Source organism: Streptomyces sp. S6, from assembly GCF_054880855.1.
Genome location: NZ_JBTYMC010000106.1, coordinates 1 through 20,433, shown reverse-complemented (window position 1 = coordinate 20,433; position 20,433 = coordinate 1). Strand labels below are relative to the sequence as shown.

Here is a 20,433-nt window from a genome sequence, read left to right as displayed (position 1 = left end):
CGTGCCCGGCGCGCAGGTCACCGTCAACACCACCGCGTGCGGTGACGGCGGGACGGCCGCCGGGGACGCCGGCGCGGTGGGTGCCGGGCGGTTCACCCTCGCGCCCTCCACCCACGAGGGCGACGCCATCGGGCAGTTCAGGGTGCCGCCGAGCGCGCAGCCGGGGACGTACGAGATCGTCGCCGAGTGCGCCGAGGGCGGGAAGAGGGTCACCGGGGACCTCGTGGTGACGCTCGCCTCCGCCCGGCAGCCGTCATACCCGAGAGGGAGTGTGAAGACGGGGGTCGGCGGCGCTCTGGGCCCCGACCCCGTGCAGACCGCGGCCGGCGTGGCGGCACTCGCCGTCGCCGCCGCGGGCGGTACCTGGCTCCTGCATCGCCGGGCGAGAGGCGACGGGATCTGACGGGCACCCTCCGCTGCCCGTCCTCCGGTACCGCACACCCCTCCCCTCCGGGTCCGACGCCCCTCGTGACCCGGAGGGGGTACGGGGACCAGTCCAGGCGAGAGGGGAACGTCGTATGCCCAGGGTCGGGAACACCGCGATAGCTGCCGTCACGGTCACCGCGCTCTGTTCGGGTGCCTGGCTGCTGCACAACGGCGCCGAGGAACACGCCCCGCCGCAGCCGTCCGCCGCGCAGGCCCGCACCGCCGCCGTCGACCCCCGCTCGGCGCCCGCGCTGCCACCCTCTCCCCCGGACCGCATCCGCATCCCGTCCCTCCGCGTGGACGCGCCCCTGATGGGCCTCGGGCTCACCCCCTACGGGAGCCTCGACGTCCCGCCCGCCGAGAAGAAGAACCTCGCGGGCTGGTACGAGGCAGGCACGACCCCCGGCGAGAAGGGCACCGCCGTCGTCGCGGGCCATGTCGACAACGCCGACGGACCCGCCGTCTTCTACTCCCTCGGCGCCCTGCGCAAGGGTGCCGCCATCGAGGTCCGGCGCCGGGACGGCACCGTCGCCCTGTTCTCCGTCGACGCCGTCGAGGTGTTCCAGGCGAGCGCCTTCCCCGACGAGAAGGTGTACGGCGCCGCCGACCGCCCCGAACTCCGGGTGATCACCTGTGGGGGGCCGTACTCAAGGTCTACGGGATATCAGGGGAACGTGGTGGTGTTCGCGCACCTCACGGGGACCCGGTGATACCCGTACTACCTCAGGCGAGCCACTGCTCGTACGCCATGTTCGTCACCAGCGCGAACACCACCGTCAGCAGCACGACCCGCACGAACCCGCTGCCCTTCTTCAGCGCCGTGCGCGCCCCCACCGTCCCGCCGATGAAGTTGAACACCGCGAGCAGCGCGGCGAGTTGCCAGATCACGGCGCCCTGCCAGGCGAAGGTGGCGAGGGCGCCCGCGTTGGTGCAGCAGTTGACGATCTTGGCGGTCGCGGAGGCGGTGACCAGGTCGAAGTGGAGGATCGCGGTGAGCGCGAGGACGAGGAACGTGCCGGTGCCGGGGCCGATGAGACCGTCGTAGAAACCGATTCCCACGCCGGCCAGGGCGATCGCCGCGAGTACCCGGCGCGGGCCCGCCGGCCCGGTCGTCGGCGCCGTGCCGAAGGCCGGGCGGGCGATGACGAAGGCCGCGACCGCGAGCAGGACGACCATGATCACCGGCTTGAGGACCGCCGTGCTCATGCCCGCCGCGAGGAACGCGCCCCCGGAGGAGCCGAGCAGGGCCGCGACGCCGATGCGGACGGCGAGCCCGACGTCCACCTTGGTCTTCCGGACGTAGGTGACCGCCGCGCCGGACGTGCCGACGATCGCGATCGCCTTGTTGGTGCCGAGGGCGTGGGCGGCCGGGGTGCCCGCGGGGAGGCCGAGGAGGAGCGCGGGGAGCAGGAGGAGGCCGCCGCCGCCCACCACCGCGTCGATCCAGCCGGCCGCGAGCGCGGCCAGGCAGAGCAGAAACAGGGTGGTCAGGGGTATGTCGGGCATGATCGGGAGCCTACGGAGGAGATGTGTGCAGAGTCCACCGACATGAGCGCAACCTCACACCCCGCCCCCGCCCCCGCTGAGGGCAGCGTTCCCCGTGGGAAACAGGCGTGATGCGGTCGGGTAACGTCCGCGCCGCAGGCTCGACGGCATGACCTCGATGGACGGAGGCTGCTGATGCCCACGGACACCCCCACGATCGTGCTTGTCGGCCACGGCATGGTCGGCCAGCGCTTCCTCGAAGCGCTCGCCGCGCGCGGCCTGACCGCGACGCACCGCGTGGTCGTGCTGTGCGAGGAGCCGCGTCCGGCGTACGACCGCGTACGGCTCACCTCGTACTTCTCGGGCACCACTCCCGAGGAACTCTCCCTGACGGACCCGGAGTTCATCGCCGAGCACGGCATCGAGCTGCACATCGGGGACCCGGCGGAGACCGTCGACCGCGAGACGCGGACGGTGACTTCCCGATCGGGCCTGCGAGTCGAGTACGACACTCTCGTACTCGCCACCGGCTCCTACCCGTTCGTCCCACCCGTGCCCGGCAAGGAGGCGGCCGGCTGCTTCGTGTACCGGACGATCGACGACCTCCTCGCGATCGAGGAGTACGCGAAGGCGGGCGCGAGCGTCGGTGCCGTCGTCGGCGGCGGGCTGCTCGGCCTGGAGGCGGCAGGCGCACTCCAAGGGCTCGGACTCGCCACGCACATCGTGGAGTTCGCGCCCCGGCTGATGCCGGTGCAGGTCGACGAGGGCGGTGGCGCGGCGCTGCTGCGCACCATCGAGGAGATGGGCCTGAGCGTCCACACCGGGACCGGCACCCAGGAGATCGTCGCCGGCGAGGACGGCGCGGTCACCGGCATGACGCTGTCGGACGGGTCCCAAGTCGCCGCGGATCTGGTGGTGTTCAGCGCCGGTGTCCGCCCCCGCGACCAACTCGCCCGGGACTGCGGCCTGTCGGTGGGCGAGCGCGGCGGCATCGCGGTCGACGAGCAGTGCCGCACGGTCACCGACCCGGCGGTGTTCGCGATCGGTGAGTGCGCGCTCGCGGCGGACGGCCGGGTGTACGGGCTCGTCGCGCCCGGCTACGAGCAGGCGGAGACGGTCGCCGCGACCCTCGCCGAGGACGAATCCGCCTTCCTGGGCGCGGACTTGTCGACGAAGCTGAAGCTGCTCGGCGTGGACGTCGCCTCCTTCGGCGACGCGCACGGCACCGCCGAGGACTGCCTGGAGGTCGTCTACTCGGACGCCCGCTCCGGCCTCTACAAGAAACTGGTGGTCGCCCGGGACGGCACACTGCTCGGCGGCATCCTCGTCGGCGACGCGGAGGCGTACGGCACACTGCGCGCGTTCACCGGTTCGGTCCCGCCTCTCTCCCCCGAGTCCCTTGTGCTGCCCGCCGGTTCGAGCGGCGGCGCGCAGCTCGGTCCGGCCGCGCTGCCGGACGAGGCGGTGATCTGCTCCTGCAACAACGTCACCAAGGGGGCGATCCGCGGCGCGGTCACCGAGCACGCCTGCACGACGGTCCCCGAGGTGAAGAAGTGCACCAAGGCCGGTACCAGCTGCGGCAGTTGCGTGAAGGTGCTGGGCCAGCTCGTCACCGCCGAGCTGGAGGCGAGCGGCGTCGAGGTCGACAAGGGGCTGTGCGGCTGCTTCGGGCGGACCCGCGAGGAGCTGTACGAGATCGTCCTCGCCCTGCGCATCAACACCTACCGTGAACTCCTCGACCGCTACGGCCGCGAGGAGGCCCGGGGCGGTGACGGCTGCGAGGTCTGCAAGCCGGCCGTCGGCTCGATCATCGCCTCTCTCGCCCCGGTGATCGGCGCGAGCGTCTACATCCTCGACGGCGAACAGGCGTCCCTCCAGGACTCCAACGACCATTTCCTCGCCAACATCCAGAAGAACGGCTCCTATTCGGTCGTCCCGCGCATCCCCGGCGGCGAGATCACCCCGGAGAAGCTCATCGTCATCGGCGAGGTGGCCCGCGACTTCGGCCTCTACACGAAGATCACCGGCGGCCAGCGCATCGATCTCTTCGGCGCCCGAGTCGAACAACTCCCGCTGATCTGGGCCCGGTTGGTGGACGCCGGTTTCGAGTCGGGGCACGCGTACGGCAAGGCGCTGCGGACCGTGAAGTCCTGCGTCGGCCAGACCTGGTGCCGCTACGGCGTCCAGGACTCGGTGCGGATGGCGATCGAACTGGAGCTGCGCTACCGGGGCCTGAGGTCGCCGCACAAGCTGAAGTCGGCGGTGTCGGGCTGCGCCCGTGAGTGCGCGGAGGCCCAGTCGAAGGACTTCGGGATCATCGCGACGTCGAACGGCTGGAACCTGTACGTCGGCGGCAACGGCGGCGCCACCCCGCGCCACGCGGACCTCCTCGCCCAGGACCTCGACGACGCCCGACTCGTCAGGCTCATCGACCGGTTCCTGATGTTCTACATCCGCACCGCCGACCGCCTGGAGCGCACCTCGACCTGGCTGGAGCGGATCCCCGGCGGCCTCGACCACGTCCGGGAGGTGGTGGTCGAGGACTCCCTCGGCATCTGTGAGGAGCTGGAGTCGCTGATGGCGGCGCACGTCGCGAACTACCGCGACGAGTGGGCGGAGACCATCGACAACCCGGAGAAGCTCGCCCGGTTCGTGTCGTTCGTGAACGCGCCCGACACCCCCGACCCGGTCGTCGGGTTCGTCCCGGAGCGCGAACAGATCAAGCCCGACCTGCCCCTGCTGTCGATCGGCATGCGCCCCATGGAAGGAAGTGCCCAGCGATGACCCTGGCACCCGAGACGACCGCACTGAAAGTCCAAGTCGGCCTGGCCGGCACCTGGCTGACGGTCTGTGATCTCGCCGCGCTGCTGCCGGGCCGGGGCGTAGCCGCCCTCCTTCCGGACGGCCGTCAGGTGGCCCTCTTCCAGGGCCGCGGCGGCGAGTTGTACGCCATCGACAACCGGGATCCCTTCAGCGGCGCGGGAGTTCTCTCCCGCGGCCTCACCGGCACCCACCAGGGCCGCCCGTTCGTCGCCTCCCCCCTGCTGAAGCAGCGTTTCGACCTGGCGAGCGGGGAGTGCCTGGACGACGACGGCGTACGGGTCGCCACCTACGAGGTGAGGCTCGGCTGAACCGAACTAGCCCTGTCCGCGCGCCATTTGCAGTTCCCTCTCCGGTCGGTGCGCCGGCTTGGCCGGGGCCATCGCGGGCAGCCGGACGAAGGCGTCGAGGCCGCCCAGCGGAGCCATGCGCAGCAGGGCCTCGCCGCCGCTCGCGTGGGCCAGGCGCTGGACGAGGGCGAGGCCGAGACCGGTGCCGCCCTTGGGGGCGCCGGGGGCCCGCCAGAAGCGGTCGAAGGCGCGGCGGCGCTGTTCCTCGGTCATGCCGGGGCCCTCGTCCATGACGTGGAGTTCGACGAACGGCTGGGTGAACTGGCGGGCGGTGAACCGGCGTTCGTGCGGTGCGGTGCGCCGTACCTCGACGAAGACGGTGGTGCCGGCGGGCGACACCCGCAGGGCGTTGGAGAGGAAGTTGTCGAGGATCTGCTCGACCGCCCCGGGTACGGCGCTGACCAGGCCGACGGGGTCACCGGCGAGGGCGAGCCGCACACCCTGCCGCTCGTACAACGGGGCCCAGGCGTGGTGCCGTTCGGCGCGCACGGCGTCGAGGTCGACGCGTTCGCGTTCGGCGGCCTTCTCGTCCAGCCGGGCCATCGCGAGGAGGCCCTCGACCATCCGGGCGAGCCGGTCGGTCTCGGTCATCGCCGCGTCGAGGCTGCCGCGTGCCTGGAGCGCGATGTGGTTCTCCAGGTTCTCAAGTCGCAGGCGCAGCGCGGCGAGTGGCGTCTTCAGCTGGTGGGACGCCTCGCCCGCGAACGCCCGCTGCGAGGACAGGAGATGTTCGAGGCGGGCGGCCGTGTGGTTGAACGTGGCCGCCAGGCTGCGGACTTCGGGCGGCCCGTCGGTGATCTTCACCGGAGCTGCGGTGCCGCTGCTCGCCAACTCGCGGGTGGCCCGCTCCAGTTCGCGGATCGGCCGGCCCGTCCAACTGGCGATGGCGAACCCGACGACGGCCACCGCGGCGAGCACGGCCACACCGCCCCCGAGGAGCAGCAGCCAGACGTGGTGGACGCGTTCGTGGACCATCTGGGTCGGCAGGGTGATCCGGACCGCGCCCTGCGGTTCGGCGCCGTGCGCGATCGGCGCGGAGGCGGCGAGGTACTGGACGCCGCCGATGGTGGAGGTGCGGACGTCGGCGGTCGCCGCACCCTTGAGGGCGGCGGCGATGCCCGGCCAGTCGGCGAGGTCGTGCTCCTCGGTGCCGGTGAGGGGGTGGGAGGAGGCGAGGAGGCCGCCGTCCGCGTCGACGATCAGGACCTTGCCGCCGATGCGGGCCGCGCAGTGCTTGGCCCGTTCGGGGAGGTCCTGGGCCGCGCGGCCCGCCGAGATGGAGAGCGAGGCGTAGGCGGACACCGACTCCGCCTCGTCCTTCGCGAGGTTGACGACCCGCTCGCGCTCCGCGCCCGAGTACACGTATCCCAGGGGGATTTCGAGGCAGAGCAGGACGAGCGCGGCGAGCGTGAGGTAGCTCAGCAGGAGACGGCGGGTCATCGGGCCGCCGTCCAGTCGTAGAGGGGCGCGGGGGCCGGGGCCTGCGGCTGGGGCTGTGTCTGCACGGCGAGCCGGAAACCGACACCCCGGAGGGTCTGGATCCACGCCGGGTTGCCCAACTTGCGGCGCAGGGTGGCGACATGGACGTCCAGGGTCTTGGTCGGGCCCTGGTAGTGGGGGTCCCAGACCCGGTCCAGGATCTGCTGGCGGGAGTAGACCGCGCCCGGGTCCTCGGTGAGCAGGGCCAGGAGGTCGAACTCCTTGGGCGTGAGGACGACGGTGTCGTCACCGACCCAGACCTGTCGGGTACGCCGGTCGACCACCAACGGGCCGGAGAGGGAAGGGGGTTGGGGTGCGGAAGCGGCGGCGGGAGGGGCGGGCTCGGGCGGGGAGTAGGGGGTGTAGGGAGCGGCGGGTATGTAGGGGGCGGCGGGCGCGGGAGGGACGTAAGGGGCCGAGGGAGCCGTGGAGTAGGCCTCTTGCGGCACGGGCTGCGGTACGAACTCCCCTCCCCCGCTGACCCGTTGGGACCTCCGGGTGACCGCCCGCACCCGCGCCACCAGCTCCCGCATGCTGAACGGCTTCGCGAGGTAGTCGTCCGCCCCCAGCTCCAGCCCCAGGACCCGGTCGGCCTCCTCGCCGCGTGCGCTCAGGATGATGATGGGCACCTCGGAGACGCTGCGGATGCCCCGGCAGACGTCGATGCCGTCGATGTCCGGCAGCCCCAGATCGAGCAGGACGACATCGCCGTACGGCCCCCTGAGCCCCTCGCCCCCGGTGCTGACGTGCTGCACCGTCAGGCCGAAGTGGCCGAGACCCTCGACGAGCGGTTCGGCGATCGTGTGGTCGTCCTCGATGAGCAGGACTCGTACGCCACCCATGCGTTTCTCTTCCATTCGATGCCGGGCGCTCAACTCGATTTCACGCGCCGCCTCGGATTCGCCACGGTAGCAGCAACCCAGCACCTCGATCGATCGCGTCAAGAAATGTCCGACGCCTATCGGCGATTTAGTGTTCCGCTAACCTTCCGCTGGCCGACGCTCCTCTAACGTTCTGGAACACACACCTCTGACCTGGGGATCTTCTTCGCAGCGCGATTTCGTGGCGCGAGTTCATCGGGAGGAAACGTGCAGGCTCTACTGGACCGCGCGCGGTCGTTCAAGCGGCGTGTCGACTTCGAAAGCGGTGAATATCGGAAACTGGCCGACGGGCAAAGCCCGGAAGTCCTGTTCATCACCTGCTCGGACTCGCGCGTGATACCCGCGCTCATCACCGGAGCACGGCCCGGCGAGATATTCGAGCTGCGTAACGCAGGGAATATCGTCCCGCCGCACGACGGACAGGGCCCCTCCGGTGAGGCCGCCACCATCGAGTACGCGCTGGAGGTGCTCGGCGTTCAGGACGTCGTCGTCTGCGGTCACTCGCACTGCGGGGCGATGGGTGCGATCACCTCGGGGGACGACCTCTCCACGCTGCCCGGTGTCGCCGCCTGGCTCGGTCTCGCCCGGCCGGGGCTCGCGCCCGCACTGGACGCCGAACCGAGCCGGCCGTCGCTGCCGGACGTCACTCAGCTGAACGTCGTCAACCAGCTTGCCGAGCTGGGGAGTTATCCGGTGGCGCGGCGGCGGGTGGCGGAGGGGCGGCTGCGGCTGCACGGCTGGTACTACGAGGTCCACACAGGGAAGGTGCACGAGTTGGACACCGACGGGGCTTTCCGGGTGCACGCGGCATGAGCGGGACGCACTCGGCGCGCGTGGGGCGCGCGCGAAGTCGCCAGGAGAGCACGGGAGTCGGTCGCGGTGTGCCACCCCGGCCGGCGTCGAAGCCCACCGGCTCCAAGGGGCCCAAGGCCGACATCGGTACTGAGATCACCGCCTCCCTGGTCGTCTTCCTCGTCGCCCTCCCGCTGTGCATCGGTGTCGCCGTCGCCTCGGGTGTACCCGCCGAGTTGGGGATCATCTCGGGGGTGATCGGCGGTCTGGTGGTGGGCGCGGCGCGGGGTTCGACGCTCCAAGTCAGCGGCCCTGCCGCCGGGTTGGCGGCGCTCGTCGCGGAGACCGTGCTGGAGTACGGAGTCGCGATGCTGGGGGTGATCGTCCTCTTCTCCGGTCTGCTCCAGATCGTCCTGGGACTCGTGCGGTTGGGGCGGTTCTTCCAGGCAATCTCGCTGGCCATCATCCAGGGCATGCTGGCCGGGATCGGGCTGCCGCTGATGTTCAGCCAGGCGTATCCGATGATGGACGCGAAGGCGCCCGGCACGCCGCTGGAGAACATGGCCGGTGTCCCGGGGCTGCTCGCGGACACCTTCGCGAACCCGCAGGCGCTGATCGCGGCGGGCCTCGGCGTCGTCACCGTCGTCCTCAGCTTCCTGTGGAAGAAGGCGCCGGGGCCGGTCAAGAAGGTGCCGGCCGCGCTGGTCGCCGTGGTGATCGGGATCGGGGTCGCGGCGCTGCCCGGGGTGGAGGTGAAGACCCTCCAGGTCGGCAATCTGCTGGCCTCGATCTCCGTGCCGGGGCCCAAGGAGTTCGCGGGGCTCGCGGACGCCGGGATCATCACCGCGATCCTGACGTTCACGGTCATCGCGTCCGCCGAGTCGCTGTTCACGGCCGCCGCGGTGGACCGGATGCACGACGGGGCGCGTACCCGCTACAACCCCGAGCTGATCGCGCAGGGCGCCGGGAACACGGTCGCCGGGCTGCTGGGCGCGCTGCCCATCACCGCTGTCGTGGCCCGGAGTTCGGCGAATGTGCAGGCCGGTGCGAAGACGCGGCTGTCCCGAACCCTGCACGGCGTCTGGCTGTTGGCGTTCGCGATGCTGCTGCCGCAGGTGCTCGCGCTGATCCCGATCTCCGTCCTCGCGGGTGTACTGGTGCACAGCGGCTGGAAGTTGTTCGCGCCGGAGCAGTTCCCGAAGATGTGGCGGCAGGACCGGGGCGAGTTCGCGGTCATGACGGTCACCACGCTCGTGATCGTCGCGACGGCCCTGCTGGAAGGGGTGCTGATCGGGCTCGCCGCCGGGATCGTGCTGGCCGCGCTGCGGATGTCGCGGACCGTGATCCGGCGGCACGAGGAGGAGGACACGGCGAAGGTCGTGATGGCCGGCAACGCGACGTTCCTGCGGCTGCCCGAGGTGATCGAGGCGCTGGAGGGGGCGGCGGAGTCGGGCAAGCCGCGCATCCGGCTGGACCTGACGGGGGTGACGCATCTCGACCACGCGTGCCGCAGCCAGGTGGAGGAGTTCGTGGCGCAGCAGCGGGGGAAGGGCGTGCGGGTGGAGTTGTTCATGCCGGACGAGAGGCGGGACGAGCAGCGGCGGCTCGGGGAGAACTGGAAGGCCGGGGAAACCCTGGAGGAAACGGTTGCGGAGACACCGCTGCCCCGCCGGACACCCCCCGTCCCCACCCCGGCGCCCGCCGCCGCTTCCTCCGTCCCCTCCACCCCCTCCCCCACGGCCGAGTGGTTCTACCTCGACACGACCCCGATGCCGGAGGACTTCGCGGACCGGTACGCGCAGGAGTACGCGGGGCAGGGCTACGGGTCGTACGGGTACTACGAGTCCCCCCAGGGGTCCGGGTACTACGGGTCCCCCCAGGAGTCGTACGGGTACTACACCGGCCGGTGACCTCGAATCACCCCGCCTTCAACCCCTCGTCCTCAGCCCCTCGTCCTCACCCCTTCGTCCCCAACCCCTCGTACACCACCCCCGTCATCCGCTCCGAAACCTCCCACAGCCACTCCGCCACCCGGTCGTCCCGGGTCCGGGGCGCCCGCCACGACGGTGCCGGTGCCCCGCGCCACATCGCGAAGGACGGTCCGGTGAAGGAGTCGGGGCGGACGGCGTCGGCGGTGGCCGCGTAGAGGATGGGGAGGGCGCCGGTCTCGGCGGACTGGGCGACCGCGCGGTCCCCGAGTTCCATGAGGAGCCGGCTGCCGCGCCCGCCGACCCCCGCCCCGAGGCCGGTCGAGGCGTACCCGGGGTGCGCGGCGGCGGCCACGACCGGGGAACCGGCGTCGGCGAGCCGCCGGGCGAGGGTGTGGGTGAAGAGCAGGTTGGCGGTCTTGGAGCGGGCGTACGCGGTCCAACGGTGGTAGCTGCGCAGGCCGTTGGGGTCGCGGAGGTCCACGTTGGACATGGCGTGCATGATGCTGGAGACGGTGACGATCCGGGCGCCGGGGCCGGCGTCGAGGAGCCGGGGCAGCAGGAGCCCGGTCAGTGCGAAGTGCCCGAGGTGGTTGACGCCGAACTGGGTCTCGAAGCCGTCCGCGGTGGTCCCGTAGGGGACGGCCATCACGCCCGCGTTGTTGACGAGCAGGTCGACGCGGTCGTACGGGAGGCGTTCCGCGAAGCGGTGGACGGAGCGCAGGTCGCCCAGGTCGAGGAGGCGGACCTCGACGTCCGCGTCGGGCACCTCGCCCCGCAGCCGCTCGGCGGCCGTCTTCCCGCGTGTCTCGCTGCGGCACGCCAGGACGACGCACGCCCCCTTGCGCGCCAGCTCGCGCGCGGCGATGTACCCGAGGCCGCTGTTGGCCCCGGTGACGACCGCGACGCGGCCCTCCTGATCCGGGATCTCCCCCGTGCTCCAGCCGCCCATGGCTCGCTGCTCCCTCCTCGTGCGGTGATCCTCTCCACACTAGGAGTGTCACTGTCGGGGTGGCGTATGTAAGAGACACGGAAATGACCGAACCGTCCCCCGAACGTTGTACGGGAACTACTCCTCGGGTACCCCCGGCCCGGTGCGCGGGGCAGCACGGAGGGCGGCGCCCCCGCACAGGGCGCCGCCCTCTCCTGTGTACCGGGACCGCCGCCGATCGGTGAGGGTCGGGGACCGGCGGGGTTCCGGGGCCGGGGTCAGCGGTGGTCGCTGCCTTCCGACTGGGTGGCCGCGCGGCCTGCTTCGAGGCGGGCGACGGGGATCCGGAACGGGGAGCAGGAGACGTAGTCGAGGCCGACCTCGTGGAAGAAGTGGACGGACTCGGGGTCGCCGCCGTGCTCGCCGCAGACGCCGAGTTTGAGGTCGGGGCGGGTGCGGCGGCCGGCCTCGGCGGCGGACCTGACGAGGGAGCCGACGCCGTCGCGGTCGATCGTCTCGAAGGGGGAGACCCCGAAGATGCCCTTCTCCAAGTAGGCGGTGAAGAAGGAGGCTTCGACGTCGTCGCGGCTGAACCCCCAGACGGTCTGGGTGAGGTCGTTGGTGCCGAAGCTGAAGAACTCGGCGGCCTCGGCGATCTGATCGGCCGTCAGGGCGGCGCGGGGCAGCTCGATCATCGTGCCGATGGACAGCTTGAGCTCGGTGCCGGTGGCCGCCTCGACCTCGGCGATGACCTGGTCGGCCTCCTCGCGGACGATCTCCAGCTCCTGGACGGTGCCGACGAGCGGGATCATGATCTCGGCGCGCGGGTCGCCCTTGGCGGCCTTGCGGGCGGCTGCGGCTTCGGCGATCGCCCGTACCTGCATGGTGAACAGGCCGGGGATGACGAGGCCGAGACGCACCCCGCGCAGCCCCAGCATGGGGTTCTGCTCGTGCAGGCGGTGGACGGCCTGGAGAAGGCGCAGGTCGTTCTCGTGCGGGTCCTTGCGGGACTCGGCGAGGGCGACGCGGACCGACAACTCGGTGATGTCCGGCAGGAATTCGTGCAGCGGCGGGTCCAACAGGCGGACGGTGACGGGGAGTCCGTCCATCGCCTCGAACAGCTCGACGAAGTCCCGCCTCTGGAGCGGGAGAAGCTCCTTCAGCGACTCCTCGCGCTCGGTGTCGGTGTCGGCGAGGATGAGCCGCTCGACCAGCTCGCGCCGGTCGCCGAGGAACATGTGCTCGGTGCGGCACAGTCCGATCCCCTGGGCGCCGAACCGCCGTGCGCGCAGGGCGTCTTCGGCGTTGTCGGCGTTGGCGCGCACCCGCAGCCGGCGCTTGCGGTCGGCGAACGCCATGACGCGGTGGACGGCCTCGACGAGTTCGTCGGCGTCGTCGGCGCCCGCGTGCATGCGGCCCTCGAAGTACTCGACGACCGGCGACGGCACGACGGGCACCTCGCCGAGGTAGACCTTGCCGGTGGAGCCGTCGATGGAGATGAGGTCGCCCTCCTCCACGACGTGCCCGCCCGGTACGGTCATCCGGCGCCGTTTGGTGTCGACCTCCAGTTCCTCGGCGCCGCAGACACAGGTCTTGCCCATGCCGCGCGCGACGACGGCCGCGTGCGAGGTCTTGCCGCCGCGCGAGGTCAGGATGCCCTCGGCGGCGATCATGCCGTCGAGGTCGTCGGGGTTGGTCTCGCGGCGGACCAGGATGACCTTCTCGCCGGAACGCGACCACTTGACGGCGGTGTACGAGTCGAAGACGGCCTTGCCGACGGCCGCGCCGGGCGAGGCGGCGATGCCCCGGCCGACCTGCTCGGCCTTGGCGTGCTCGTCGAAGCGGGGGAACATCAGCTGCGCCAACTGGGCGCCGGTGACGCGCTGGAGGGCCTCGGTCTCGTCGATGAGGCCCTGGTCGACGAGTTGGGTGGCGATCCGGAACGCGGCGCCGGCGGTCCGCTTGCCGACCCGGGTCTGGAGCATCCACAGCTGTCCGCGCTCGATGGTGAACTCGATGTCGCAGAGGTCCTTGTAGTGGTTCTCCAGCGTCTCCATGATCCGCATGAGCTGGTCGTAGGACGCCTTGTCGATCGTCTCCAGCTCCGCGAGGGGGACGGTATTACGGATACCCGCGACGACGTCCTCGCCCTGGGCGTTCTGGAGGTAGTCCCCGTAGACCCCCTGATGTCCGGAGGCGGGGTCGCGGGTGAAGGCGACGCCGGTGCCCGAGTCGGGGCCGAGGTTGCCGAAGACCATGGAGCAGACGTTGACGGCGGTGCCGAGGTCGCCGGGGATGCGCTCCTGGCGGCGGTAGAGCTTGGCGCGGTCGGTGTTCCAGGAGTCGAAGACCGCCTTGATCGCGAGGTCCATCTGCTCGCGCGGGTCCTGCGGGAAGTCCCGGCCGGTCTCGCGCTTCACGATCTTCTTGAAGGTGCTGACGAGCTTCTTGAGGTCGGCGGCCTCCAGTTCGGTGTCGACCGTGACCTTCTTGGTCTGCTTGGCCTTCTCCAGCGCCTCCTCGAAGAGCTCGCCGTCTACGTCGAGGACGGTCTTGCCGAACATCTGGATCAGGCGCCGGTAGGAGTCCCAGGCGAAGCGGTCGTCGCCGGCCTGGGCGGCGAGGCCCTGGACGGACTTGTCGGAGAGGCCGATGTTGAGGACCGTGTCCATCATGCCGGGCATGGAGAACTTGGCGCCCGAACGGACCGACACCAGAAGGGGGTTGTCGGGCTGGCCGAGCTTCTTGCCCATGCGCGTTTCGAGGGCGTCCAGGTGTGCGCCGACCTCGTCACGCAGTGCCGCGGGTTCGGTGCCGGTCTCCAGGTAGACCTTGCACGCTTCGGTCGTGATGGTGAACCCGGGGGGTACGGGTAGCCCCAGGTTGGTCATCTCGGCGAGGTTCGCGCCCTTGCCACCGAGGAGGTCCTTGAGGTCCCTGTTTCCTTCGGTGAAGTCATAAACGAACTTCGCGGCCTGCGGTGTTTTGTTCTCCGACACAGTTCCGACTCCTCAAGGACGCGGCGGCTGCCCTGACGACGAGGAACATACCCAGATCAGAGGGTTCTCGGGAGGTCCAGGCGCGCGTCACATGCCGGTAACCCGCCATGAACCATGGGATCAAAGGTAAAGCCGGGGCAATGGAAAGACCCGCCATTCATTCATTTCTTGAACACAACTCCCCACTCCCAACCCAGCTTAGCGCTCACATGAGCGCGATTCCACACGTCTGAGTTTGATCGATGAACGATCAAGGGGTGGCACCCAGTGCCACCCCTTGAGGAAGTACAGCCACTCACGATCCGCTCATGTGAGCGGATCACCTATCAAGCGTGGCGAGAATCACTCTGGAGAACGACCCCTAGTACCCGAGAGCCAGCAACCGCTCCTCCACCCGCTCCGGCGCGTACAGGTGCTCCACCACCATCGCCCCCGCCCCGATCAGCCCGGCCCGCTCCCCCAGCCGGGAGGTCACGACCTCCAGGTGAGCGGTCGAGCGCGGCAGGGCCCGCTGGTAGAGCAGCTCGCGCACACCGGTCAGGAACGGCGTCCCCGCGAGGTCCCCGGCGATCATCAGGACCCCCGGGTTGAGGAGGGTGACGACGGTCGCGAGGACGTCGCCGACCTGCCGCCCGGCCTCCCGCGCGAGCGCCGCCGCCTCCGGGTGCCCCGAGGCGAGCAGATCCCGTACGTCCGCCCCCGAGGCCGCCGGCACCCCGGTCTCCGCCAGCCTCCGGGCGACGGCGCCCCCGCTCGCGACGGCCGCGAGACACCCGTACGACCCGCAGCGGCACAGCGCCTCCGCGCCCACCCGGATATGCCCGATGTCACCCGCGCCGCCGTCGATCCCCCGGAAGACGGACCCGCCGACGACGACGCCGGCGCCGATCCCGGTCGACACCTTGACCAGCACGAACGCCGAGCAGTCGGGGTGCCCGGCGCGCTGCTCCCCGTACGCCATGAGGTTGGCGTCGTTGTCGACGAGCACCGGGACCCGGGGAGCGCCGGTGCGGTCGCTGAAGGCCCGGGCGAGACGGCCCCTTATGTCGTACCCGTCCCACCCGGGCATGATCGGCGGCTGGACGACGCGGCCGGTCTCCAGGTCGACGGGGCCGGGGACGGCGAGGCCGATGCCGCACACCTCGTCCGGCCGGTGGCCCGCCTTCTCCAGCAACTCCCCGAACCAGGCACCGAGTTCACCGAGGACCTGCTCGGGACCGTCCTCGATGACAAGAGTCCCGGAGTGCTCGGCGAGTACCTCGCCCGTGAGGGAGAGGACGGCCGCGCGGGCGTGCCGGGTCTCCAGGTCCGCCGTGAGGACCACGGCGTGCGCGTCGTCGAACTCCAGGGTGATGGAGGGCCGTCCCCCCAGCGGGGAGTCGACCGGGCCTCCGGCGCCCTCGCGCAGCCAGCCGGCCCGGAAGAGCCGGTCCAGCCGCTGGCCGACGGTGGCCCGGGAGAGCCCCGTCATCTGCTGGAGCGCGCCGCGCGTCGTCGCCCGCCCGCTCCGTACGAGCCCGAGCAGTTCTCCGGCGCTCGCCTGACCCCGAACCTGACCCCGTGCGGACGTCCGACCGGTCATGCGCACCCCCTTGTGTTTCTCCAGCTTGCATTACATATTGAGTTTTGCGTGTTAAATAGACGTAACCCTACGGTAGCCACTACCGAACCGGCCGGTCAGCCATGTCGTCTTCGGGGAGCCCCGAGTGGATCGCACTGCCCAGCTCATCGCCCGCACAGCCGGGCACACCACTGCATACGATCCGGGTGGTACGGAATCGCTGCACCTCAGGGCCGTACGGGTACTACGGGACAACTGGACCGGGACATCGACGGTCCCCTCCCGCAGCCTGTACCCGCACCAGTGGTCGTGGGACTCGGCCTTCATCGCGATCGGCCTCAGGCACGTCTCGCCGGTGCGCGCGCAGACCGAGCTGGAGACGCTGCTGGCGGCCCAGTGGGGCGACGGACGGATCCCGCACATCGTCTTCAACCCCTCCGTCCCGCTCGACGCGTACTTCCCGAGCCCCGACTTCTGGCGTTCCTCGGCCGCCGGGCGCCCGGCGGGCGCCCCGCGCACGGTACAGACCTCCGGCATCGTGCAGCCACCGGTCCACGCGCTGGCCGCCTGGCTCGTGCACTGCGCCGACCCCGGTCTGTCGCGGGCGCGCGGGTTCCTGTCCCGGGTCTACCCACGGCTCGCCGCCTGGCACCGCTATCTGCTGCACCGGCGCGACCTGGGCGGCGGCGGGCTGGTCTGCGTCGTCCACCCCTGGGAGCAGGGCATGGACAACTCCCCTTGCTGGGACGCCCCGTTGGCCCGGATCACGCCCGCTCCCGCGCGGTCCTTCCGGCGCGCGGACCTCGACCACGGCGCCCCCGAGGACCGCCCCACCGACCTCGACTACGGGCGGTACGTCCGCCTCGCGACCGACTACCGGGACGGCGGATACGCCGACGGCGCCGGGGAGTTCGCCGTCGAGGACCCCGCCTTCAACGCCCTCCTCGTCGCCTCCGAGCACGCACTCGCCCGTATCGCCCACGAGTTGGGGGCGACGGGCACCGCACGGCACGCCCGCGCGGAACGGCTGACGGGCGCGCTCCTGGAGCGGCTGTGGGACCCGGCCGAGGGGATGTTCTTCTGCCGGGACGTCGTCGGCGGCGGCCTGATCCGTGAGCGCGGCGTCTCCGGACTGGTCCCGCTGCTGCTGCCCGGCCTGCCGCGCGAGGTCGCCTCGGCACTCGTACGGACCCTGGGCGGGCGGCACTTCGGGCTCGGGGAGGCCACCCGGCTCGTCCCGTCCTACGACCTGCTGGGCGAGGCGTTCGACCCGCACCGGTACTGGCGCGGGCCCGCCTGGTTCAACACGAGCTGGCTGCTGGAGCGGGGCTTGCGGCAGCACGGCGAGAGCGTGCGGGCCGACGCCCTGCGCTCCGGCTTCCTGCGGGCTGCGGGCGATTCGGAGTTCGCCGAGTACGTCGACCCGTACACCGGCGCGGCCTGCGGGGCCACCGGCTTCGGCTGGACCGCCGCGCTCACGCTGGATCTGCTGCACGACACGGAACTTGACGAGGCGTCAGAGCACGCCATGACCGTCGCGGGGAACAAGGGAGGGATCCGGGGATGACGGACCGACATCATCTGCTCGTGCACGGCGGTACGTTCGCCGCCGTCGGGGAGCGCGGGGACATCAGCGGCGTGCGCTCCGGCTCCGCCCTGGAAGGGCTCTTCGTGCGCGACGCACGGCACTTGAGCCGCTGGCAGCTCACGCTCGACGGGGCCGTCCCCGAGGCGCTGACGCCGGTCGCCGCCGGGGACACCGCGAGCTGTGTCCTCGTGCCGCGCGGCGGGCGGGGCGACTCGCCGTCCTGCACGCTCTTCCGTGAACAGGCCGTCGGGGACGGCGCGTTCATCGAGACGCTGAAGGTCGTCAGCAACCGTCCGGTGCCGACGACCGTACGGCTCGCGGTGACCGCCGACGCCGACTTCACCGACCAGTTCGAACTCCGCTCCGACCACCGCACCTACGCCAAGTCCGGCGTCGTCCGGCGCCGCCATGTCCTGGACGACGGGGTGGAGTTCACCTACCAGCGCGGCGAGTGGCGGTCCTGTACGACGGTCACCGCCGACCCCGCGCCCGACGGTGTCGAGGAGACCGGGACCGGGGCCCGACGGCTCGTGTGGGCACTGGAGTTGGAGCCGCACGGCACGGCCGAGGTGACGTTACGCGTGATGGCCCGGCCGCACGGCGAGAAGCGGGCGCTGCGCGTACCCCGGTCGCCGGCCGCGCTCAGCGAGGAACTCCTCGCAGCCGAGGCGGAGTTCGTCGAAGGGGTCGCGTTCCCCACCGGGTGGCCCGAGCTGGCCGCCGCCTGTGCCCGGGGGCTCGCCGACCTCGCCTCGCTCCAGGTGCCCGCCGTCGGGCCCGACGGGGAGGAGCTGCGGGTGCCGGCCGCCGGGGCACCGTGGTTCCTCGCGCTCCTCGGCCGGGACGCGCTGCTCACCTCGATGTTCGCACTGCCCTACCGGCCCCAGCTCGCGAACGCCACACTGCGGGCGCTCGCCGCGAGCCAGGCCACCGAGACCGGGCCGCACGCCGTGTCGCAGCCCGGGAAGATCGTCCACGAGGTGCGGCACGGCGAGCTGGCGCACTTCCAGCAGGTCCCCTACGGGCGGTACTACGGGTCCGTCGACGCGACGCCGCTGTTCCTCGTCGTCCTCGGGGCGTACGTGGAGCAGACCGGGGACACCACGCTCGCCCGCCGTCTGGAGTCCCACGCCCGCGCCGCGATCGACTGGATGCTCGACCACGGCGGGCTCTCCTCCCGCGGGTACCTCGTCTACCGCGCCGACCAGGGCGGGCTCGCCAACCAGAACTGGAAGGACTCCCCCGGCGCGATCTGCTCCGCCGACGGGTCACGGGTCCGGGGGACCGTGATGGCGGCGGGGGCCCAGGGGTACGCGTACGACGCGCTGCGGCGTACCGCCTGGGTATCACGTGCCGCCTGGGCGGACGAGACGTACGCCCAGCTCCTCGAACAGGCCGCCGCGGATCTGCGGGACCGCTTCCAGCGGGACTTCTGGATGCCGAACGCCTCCTTCCCGGCCCTGGCGCTCGACGGCGAGGGGCGGCAGGTCGACGCCATCGCCTCCGACGCCGGGCATCTGCTGTGGTCCGGGCTGCTCGACAAGGAGTACGGGGAGGTGGTGGGGCGGCGGCTGCTGGAGCCCGACTTCTTCTCGGGGTGGGGGGTGCGGACGCTGGCCTCCGGGCAGGCCGCGTATCACCCCCTCTCGTACCACCGGGGGTCCGTGTGGCCGCACGACAACGCGCTCATCACGCTCGGTCTCGCGCGGTACGGGCTGCACGACGAGGCCCAGGCCGTGGCACACGCGCTGGTGGACGCGGCGACGGTGGGCGGGCATCGGCTCCCTGAGGTACTCGCGGGGTACGGGAGGGGTACCCAAGGGGTACCGGTCCCCTACCCGCACGCGTGCGTTCGCGAATCCCGCTCGGCCGCGGCGCCGCTGGCACTGTTGACCGCCGTCGGCGGAGCGTAGCTCTCCGGGAGGGGACACAGGCGTACCTCTCGGGGAGGGGGTACCTGGGGACTCTTCGACCCTTGGTTCGCCGTTTGCCCTGCGTTTGCCTATTTCTGTCCCCGGCTGATGAACACACCCTGAGCACAGCCCGTACGAAATGATGGCGGACCCGGACCTCCACACCGGGTCCGCCGGCCTTCTTGGCCTCAGCTCCGTACGGAAGGACCTTCGGGTGCCTGTCTCCACACGCTCACGTCAACAGCCGGAACCGACGCCGCCCGAGGACACGGTGAAGGCCGAAGGCGTCGAGGAGGCCGGTGAGGGCGCCGGTGAGGATGCGCCGCAGGCGCCCCGCAAGCGGTTCACCGTGCTCCGGGAGTGGCGCGAGCGGTATCCCCTCGCGGCGCGGATCGTGTGGTGGACCGGGACCGTGCTGTCCGTCGCGCTGGTGTACGTCTCGTTCCTCCTGCCGGTGTCCGTCGCGGCGTTCAGGCCGAGCACGTTCATCCGGTTCCCCGGTGAGGCGATCGTCGTCGCGGCGCTGATGATCGCGCTGCCGAAGCGGCCCCGGTTCTGGTTCGCGGTCGTCGGAGGGATCGGCCTGGCGGCGCTGACCGTCGTCAACGCCCTGGAGATGGGGTACCGGGACTACCTCGGCCGCAGCTTCAACCCCGTGCTGGACTGGGAGTTGCTCGACGACGCGAAGTCGTACGTGGCGGACGCCTCGGGCAAGACGGCGGCGAACCTGCTGGCGATCGGCCTCGTCGTCCTCGTCGCGCTGCTGTTCGCCGGAATGGTCGGCGCGCTGATCCGGATCGGGAACATCCTGGCCCGGGACGTCCAACTGGCCACGCGTGGCACGCTGTTGGTGGGGACGGCGTGGATCACGTGCACGATCCTCACCGTGAACGTGGCCGGTATCCCGTTCGCCTCCTACCGTGCCGCGAGCGCGCTGAACAACCAACGCATCCAGGTCCAGGCGACGTTGAAGGACGAGGCCGCGTTCAAGAAGATCGCGAAGAACGACAAGTTCGGCAACACACCCCCGGCGCAGCTCGTTCCGGATCTGCGCGGCAAGGACATGCTCTTCACGTTCATCGAGAGCTACGGCCGCAGCGCGATCGAGGACCCGATCATGGCGCCCGGCGTCGACCGGACGCTCACCGAGAGCACGGCGGCGCTGGCGAAGATCGGATTCCACGCCAAGAGCGGCTGGCTGACGTCGTCGACGTACGGCGGCGGCAGTTGGTTCGGGCACTCGACGACCATGTCGGGGCTGTGGATCGACAACCAGCAGC

At 71.2% G+C, this 20,433-nt stretch carries 14 protein-coding genes and 1 pseudogene; 9 read left to right on the top strand and 6 right to left on the bottom strand.

Features of this window, described 5'->3' with window-relative positions; genetic code table 11:
- Both ACVNF4_RS17155 and ACVNF4_RS17150 read left to right on the top strand, forming a co-directional pair.
- Positions 1–403, top strand: a 403-nt coding sequence (locus ACVNF4_RS17155) for a hypothetical protein (protein WP_461803686.1), incomplete at its 5' end; no start/stop codon positions are given.
- Between the two features lie 115 nt (positions 404–518).
- The gene (locus ACVNF4_RS17150; RefSeq protein ID WP_461803685.1) at positions 519–1,136 is read left to right on the top strand and encodes a class F sortase; all 618 of its coding nucleotides are present in this window, start codon (positions 519–521) and stop codon (positions 1,134–1,136) included.
- Between the two features lie 13 nt (positions 1,137–1,149).
- On the opposite strand, the gene ACVNF4_RS17145 is transcribed toward ACVNF4_RS17150, so the two are convergent.
- Positions 1,150–1,932, bottom strand: coding sequence for a sulfite exporter TauE/SafE family protein (locus tag ACVNF4_RS17145; RefSeq protein ID WP_461803684.1), 783 nt, complete (start codon positions 1,930–1,932; stop codon positions 1,150–1,152).
- Positions 1,933–2,106: 174 nt separating this feature from the next.
- On the opposite strand from ACVNF4_RS17145, the gene nirB reads away from it, so the two are divergent.
- Both nirB and nirD read left to right on the top strand, forming a co-directional pair.
- On the top strand, positions 2,107–4,695 hold the full coding sequence (gene nirB, locus ACVNF4_RS17140; protein ID WP_461803683.1) for a nitrite reductase large subunit NirB: 2,589 nt from the start codon (positions 2,107–2,109) through the stop codon (positions 4,693–4,695).
- The gene (gene nirD / locus ACVNF4_RS17135; protein ID WP_461803682.1) at positions 4,692–5,042 is read left to right on the top strand and encodes a nitrite reductase small subunit NirD; all 351 of its coding nucleotides are present in this window, start codon (positions 4,692–4,694) and stop codon (positions 5,040–5,042) included. The genes nirB and nirD overlap by 4 nt, the downstream gene beginning before the upstream one ends.
- Before the next feature lie 6 nt (positions 5,043–5,048).
- On the opposite strand, the gene ACVNF4_RS17130 is transcribed toward nirD, so the two are convergent.
- Both ACVNF4_RS17130 and ACVNF4_RS17125 read right to left on the bottom strand, forming a co-directional pair.
- Complete coding sequence (locus ACVNF4_RS17130) at positions 5,049–6,521, bottom strand: sensor histidine kinase (RefSeq protein WP_461803681.1); 1,473 nt, start codon at positions 6,519–6,521, stop codon at positions 5,049–5,051.
- A complete protein-coding gene (locus tag ACVNF4_RS17125) occupies positions 6,518–7,402 on the bottom strand; it encodes a response regulator transcription factor (RefSeq protein WP_461803680.1) in 885 nt (294 codons plus the stop codon). The genes ACVNF4_RS17130 and ACVNF4_RS17125 overlap by 4 nt, the downstream gene beginning before the upstream one ends.
- Positions 7,403–7,648: 246 nt before the next feature.
- Between ACVNF4_RS17125 and ACVNF4_RS17120 the strand changes: the two genes are divergently transcribed.
- Together ACVNF4_RS17120 and ACVNF4_RS17115 are read left to right on the top strand one after the other, a co-directional pair.
- A complete protein-coding gene (locus ACVNF4_RS17120) occupies positions 7,649–8,254 on the top strand; it encodes a carbonic anhydrase (RefSeq protein ID WP_461803679.1) in 606 nt (201 codons plus the stop codon).
- On the top strand, positions 8,251–10,143 hold the full coding sequence (locus ACVNF4_RS17115; RefSeq protein ID WP_461803678.1) for a SulP family inorganic anion transporter: 1,893 nt from the start codon (positions 8,251–8,253) through the stop codon (positions 10,141–10,143). Before ACVNF4_RS17120 ends, ACVNF4_RS17115 begins: the two co-directional genes overlap by 4 nt.
- A gap of 46 nt (positions 10,144–10,189) precedes the next feature.
- Here ACVNF4_RS17115 and ACVNF4_RS17110 read toward each other — a convergent pair whose 3' ends face one another.
- From ACVNF4_RS17110 to ACVNF4_RS17100, 3 genes are all read right to left on the bottom strand, one after another.
- Positions 10,190–11,113 (bottom strand): oxidoreductase, encoded by a 924-nt coding sequence (locus tag ACVNF4_RS17110; RefSeq protein WP_461803677.1) that lies wholly within the window; start codon positions 11,111–11,113, stop codon positions 10,190–10,192.
- 257 nt (positions 11,114–11,370) lie between these two features.
- A complete protein-coding gene (gene ppdK, locus ACVNF4_RS17105) occupies positions 11,371–14,091 on the bottom strand; it encodes a pyruvate, phosphate dikinase (protein ID WP_461803676.1) in 2,721 nt (906 codons plus the stop codon).
- 361 nt (positions 14,092–14,452) lie between these two features.
- Positions 14,453–15,673, bottom strand: coding sequence for an ROK family protein (locus ACVNF4_RS17100; RefSeq protein WP_461803675.1), 1,221 nt, complete (start codon positions 15,671–15,673; stop codon positions 14,453–14,455).
- 124 nt (positions 15,674–15,797) lie between these two features.
- On the opposite strand from ACVNF4_RS17100, the gene ACVNF4_RS17095 reads away from it, so the two are divergent.
- The 3 genes and pseudogenes from ACVNF4_RS17095 to ACVNF4_RS17085 all read left to right on the top strand — a co-directional run.
- On the top strand, positions 15,798–17,219 hold the full coding sequence (locus tag ACVNF4_RS17095; protein WP_461803674.1) for an MGH1-like glycoside hydrolase domain-containing protein: 1,422 nt from the start codon (positions 15,798–15,800) through the stop codon (positions 17,217–17,219).
- Positions 17,216–19,153 carry an amylo-alpha-1,6-glucosidase gene (locus ACVNF4_RS17090; protein ID WP_461803673.1) on the top strand — a complete coding sequence of 646 codons (1,938 nt, stop codon included), beginning with the start codon at positions 17,216–17,218 and terminating at the stop codon, positions 19,151–19,153. The genes ACVNF4_RS17095 and ACVNF4_RS17090 overlap by 4 nt, the downstream gene beginning before the upstream one ends.
- A gap of 214 nt (positions 19,154–19,367) precedes the next feature.
- Positions 19,368–20,433: pseudogene (locus tag ACVNF4_RS17085) on the top strand (CDP-alcohol phosphatidyltransferase); the annotation flags it as partial.

Excerpts from the sequence above, each read along its gene's own strand:
- ACVNF4_RS17150 (WP_461803685.1), top strand. The coding sequence starts at position 519 with ATGCCCAGGGTCGGGAACACCGCGATAGCTGCCGTCACGGTCACCGCG.
- ACVNF4_RS17145 (WP_461803684.1), bottom strand. The coding sequence starts at position 1,932 with ATGCCCGACATACCCCTGACCACCCTGTTTCTGCTCTGCCTGGCCGCG.
- nirB (WP_461803683.1), top strand. The coding sequence starts at position 2,107 with ATGCCCACGGACACCCCCACGATCGTGCTTGTCGGCCACGGCATGGTC.
- nirD (WP_461803682.1), top strand. The coding sequence starts at position 4,692 with ATGACCCTGGCACCCGAGACGACCGCACTGAAAGTCCAAGTCGGCCTG.
- ACVNF4_RS17130 (WP_461803681.1), bottom strand. The coding sequence starts at position 6,521 with ATGACCCGCCGTCTCCTGCTGAGCTACCTCACGCTCGCCGCGCTCGTC.
- ACVNF4_RS17125 (WP_461803680.1), bottom strand. The coding sequence starts at position 7,402 with ATGGGTGGCGTACGAGTCCTGCTCATCGAGGACGACCACACGATCGCC.
- ACVNF4_RS17115 (WP_461803678.1), top strand. The coding sequence starts at position 8,251 with ATGAGCGGGACGCACTCGGCGCGCGTGGGGCGCGCGCGAAGTCGCCAG.
- ACVNF4_RS17110 (WP_461803677.1), bottom strand. The coding sequence starts at position 11,113 with ATGGGCGGCTGGAGCACGGGGGAGATCCCGGATCAGGAGGGCCGCGTC.
- ACVNF4_RS17100 (WP_461803675.1), bottom strand. The coding sequence starts at position 15,673 with ATGACCGGTCGGACGTCCGCACGGGGTCAGGTTCGGGGTCAGGCGAGC.
- ACVNF4_RS17090 (WP_461803673.1), top strand. The coding sequence starts at position 17,216 with ATGACGGACCGACATCATCTGCTCGTGCACGGCGGTACGTTCGCCGCC.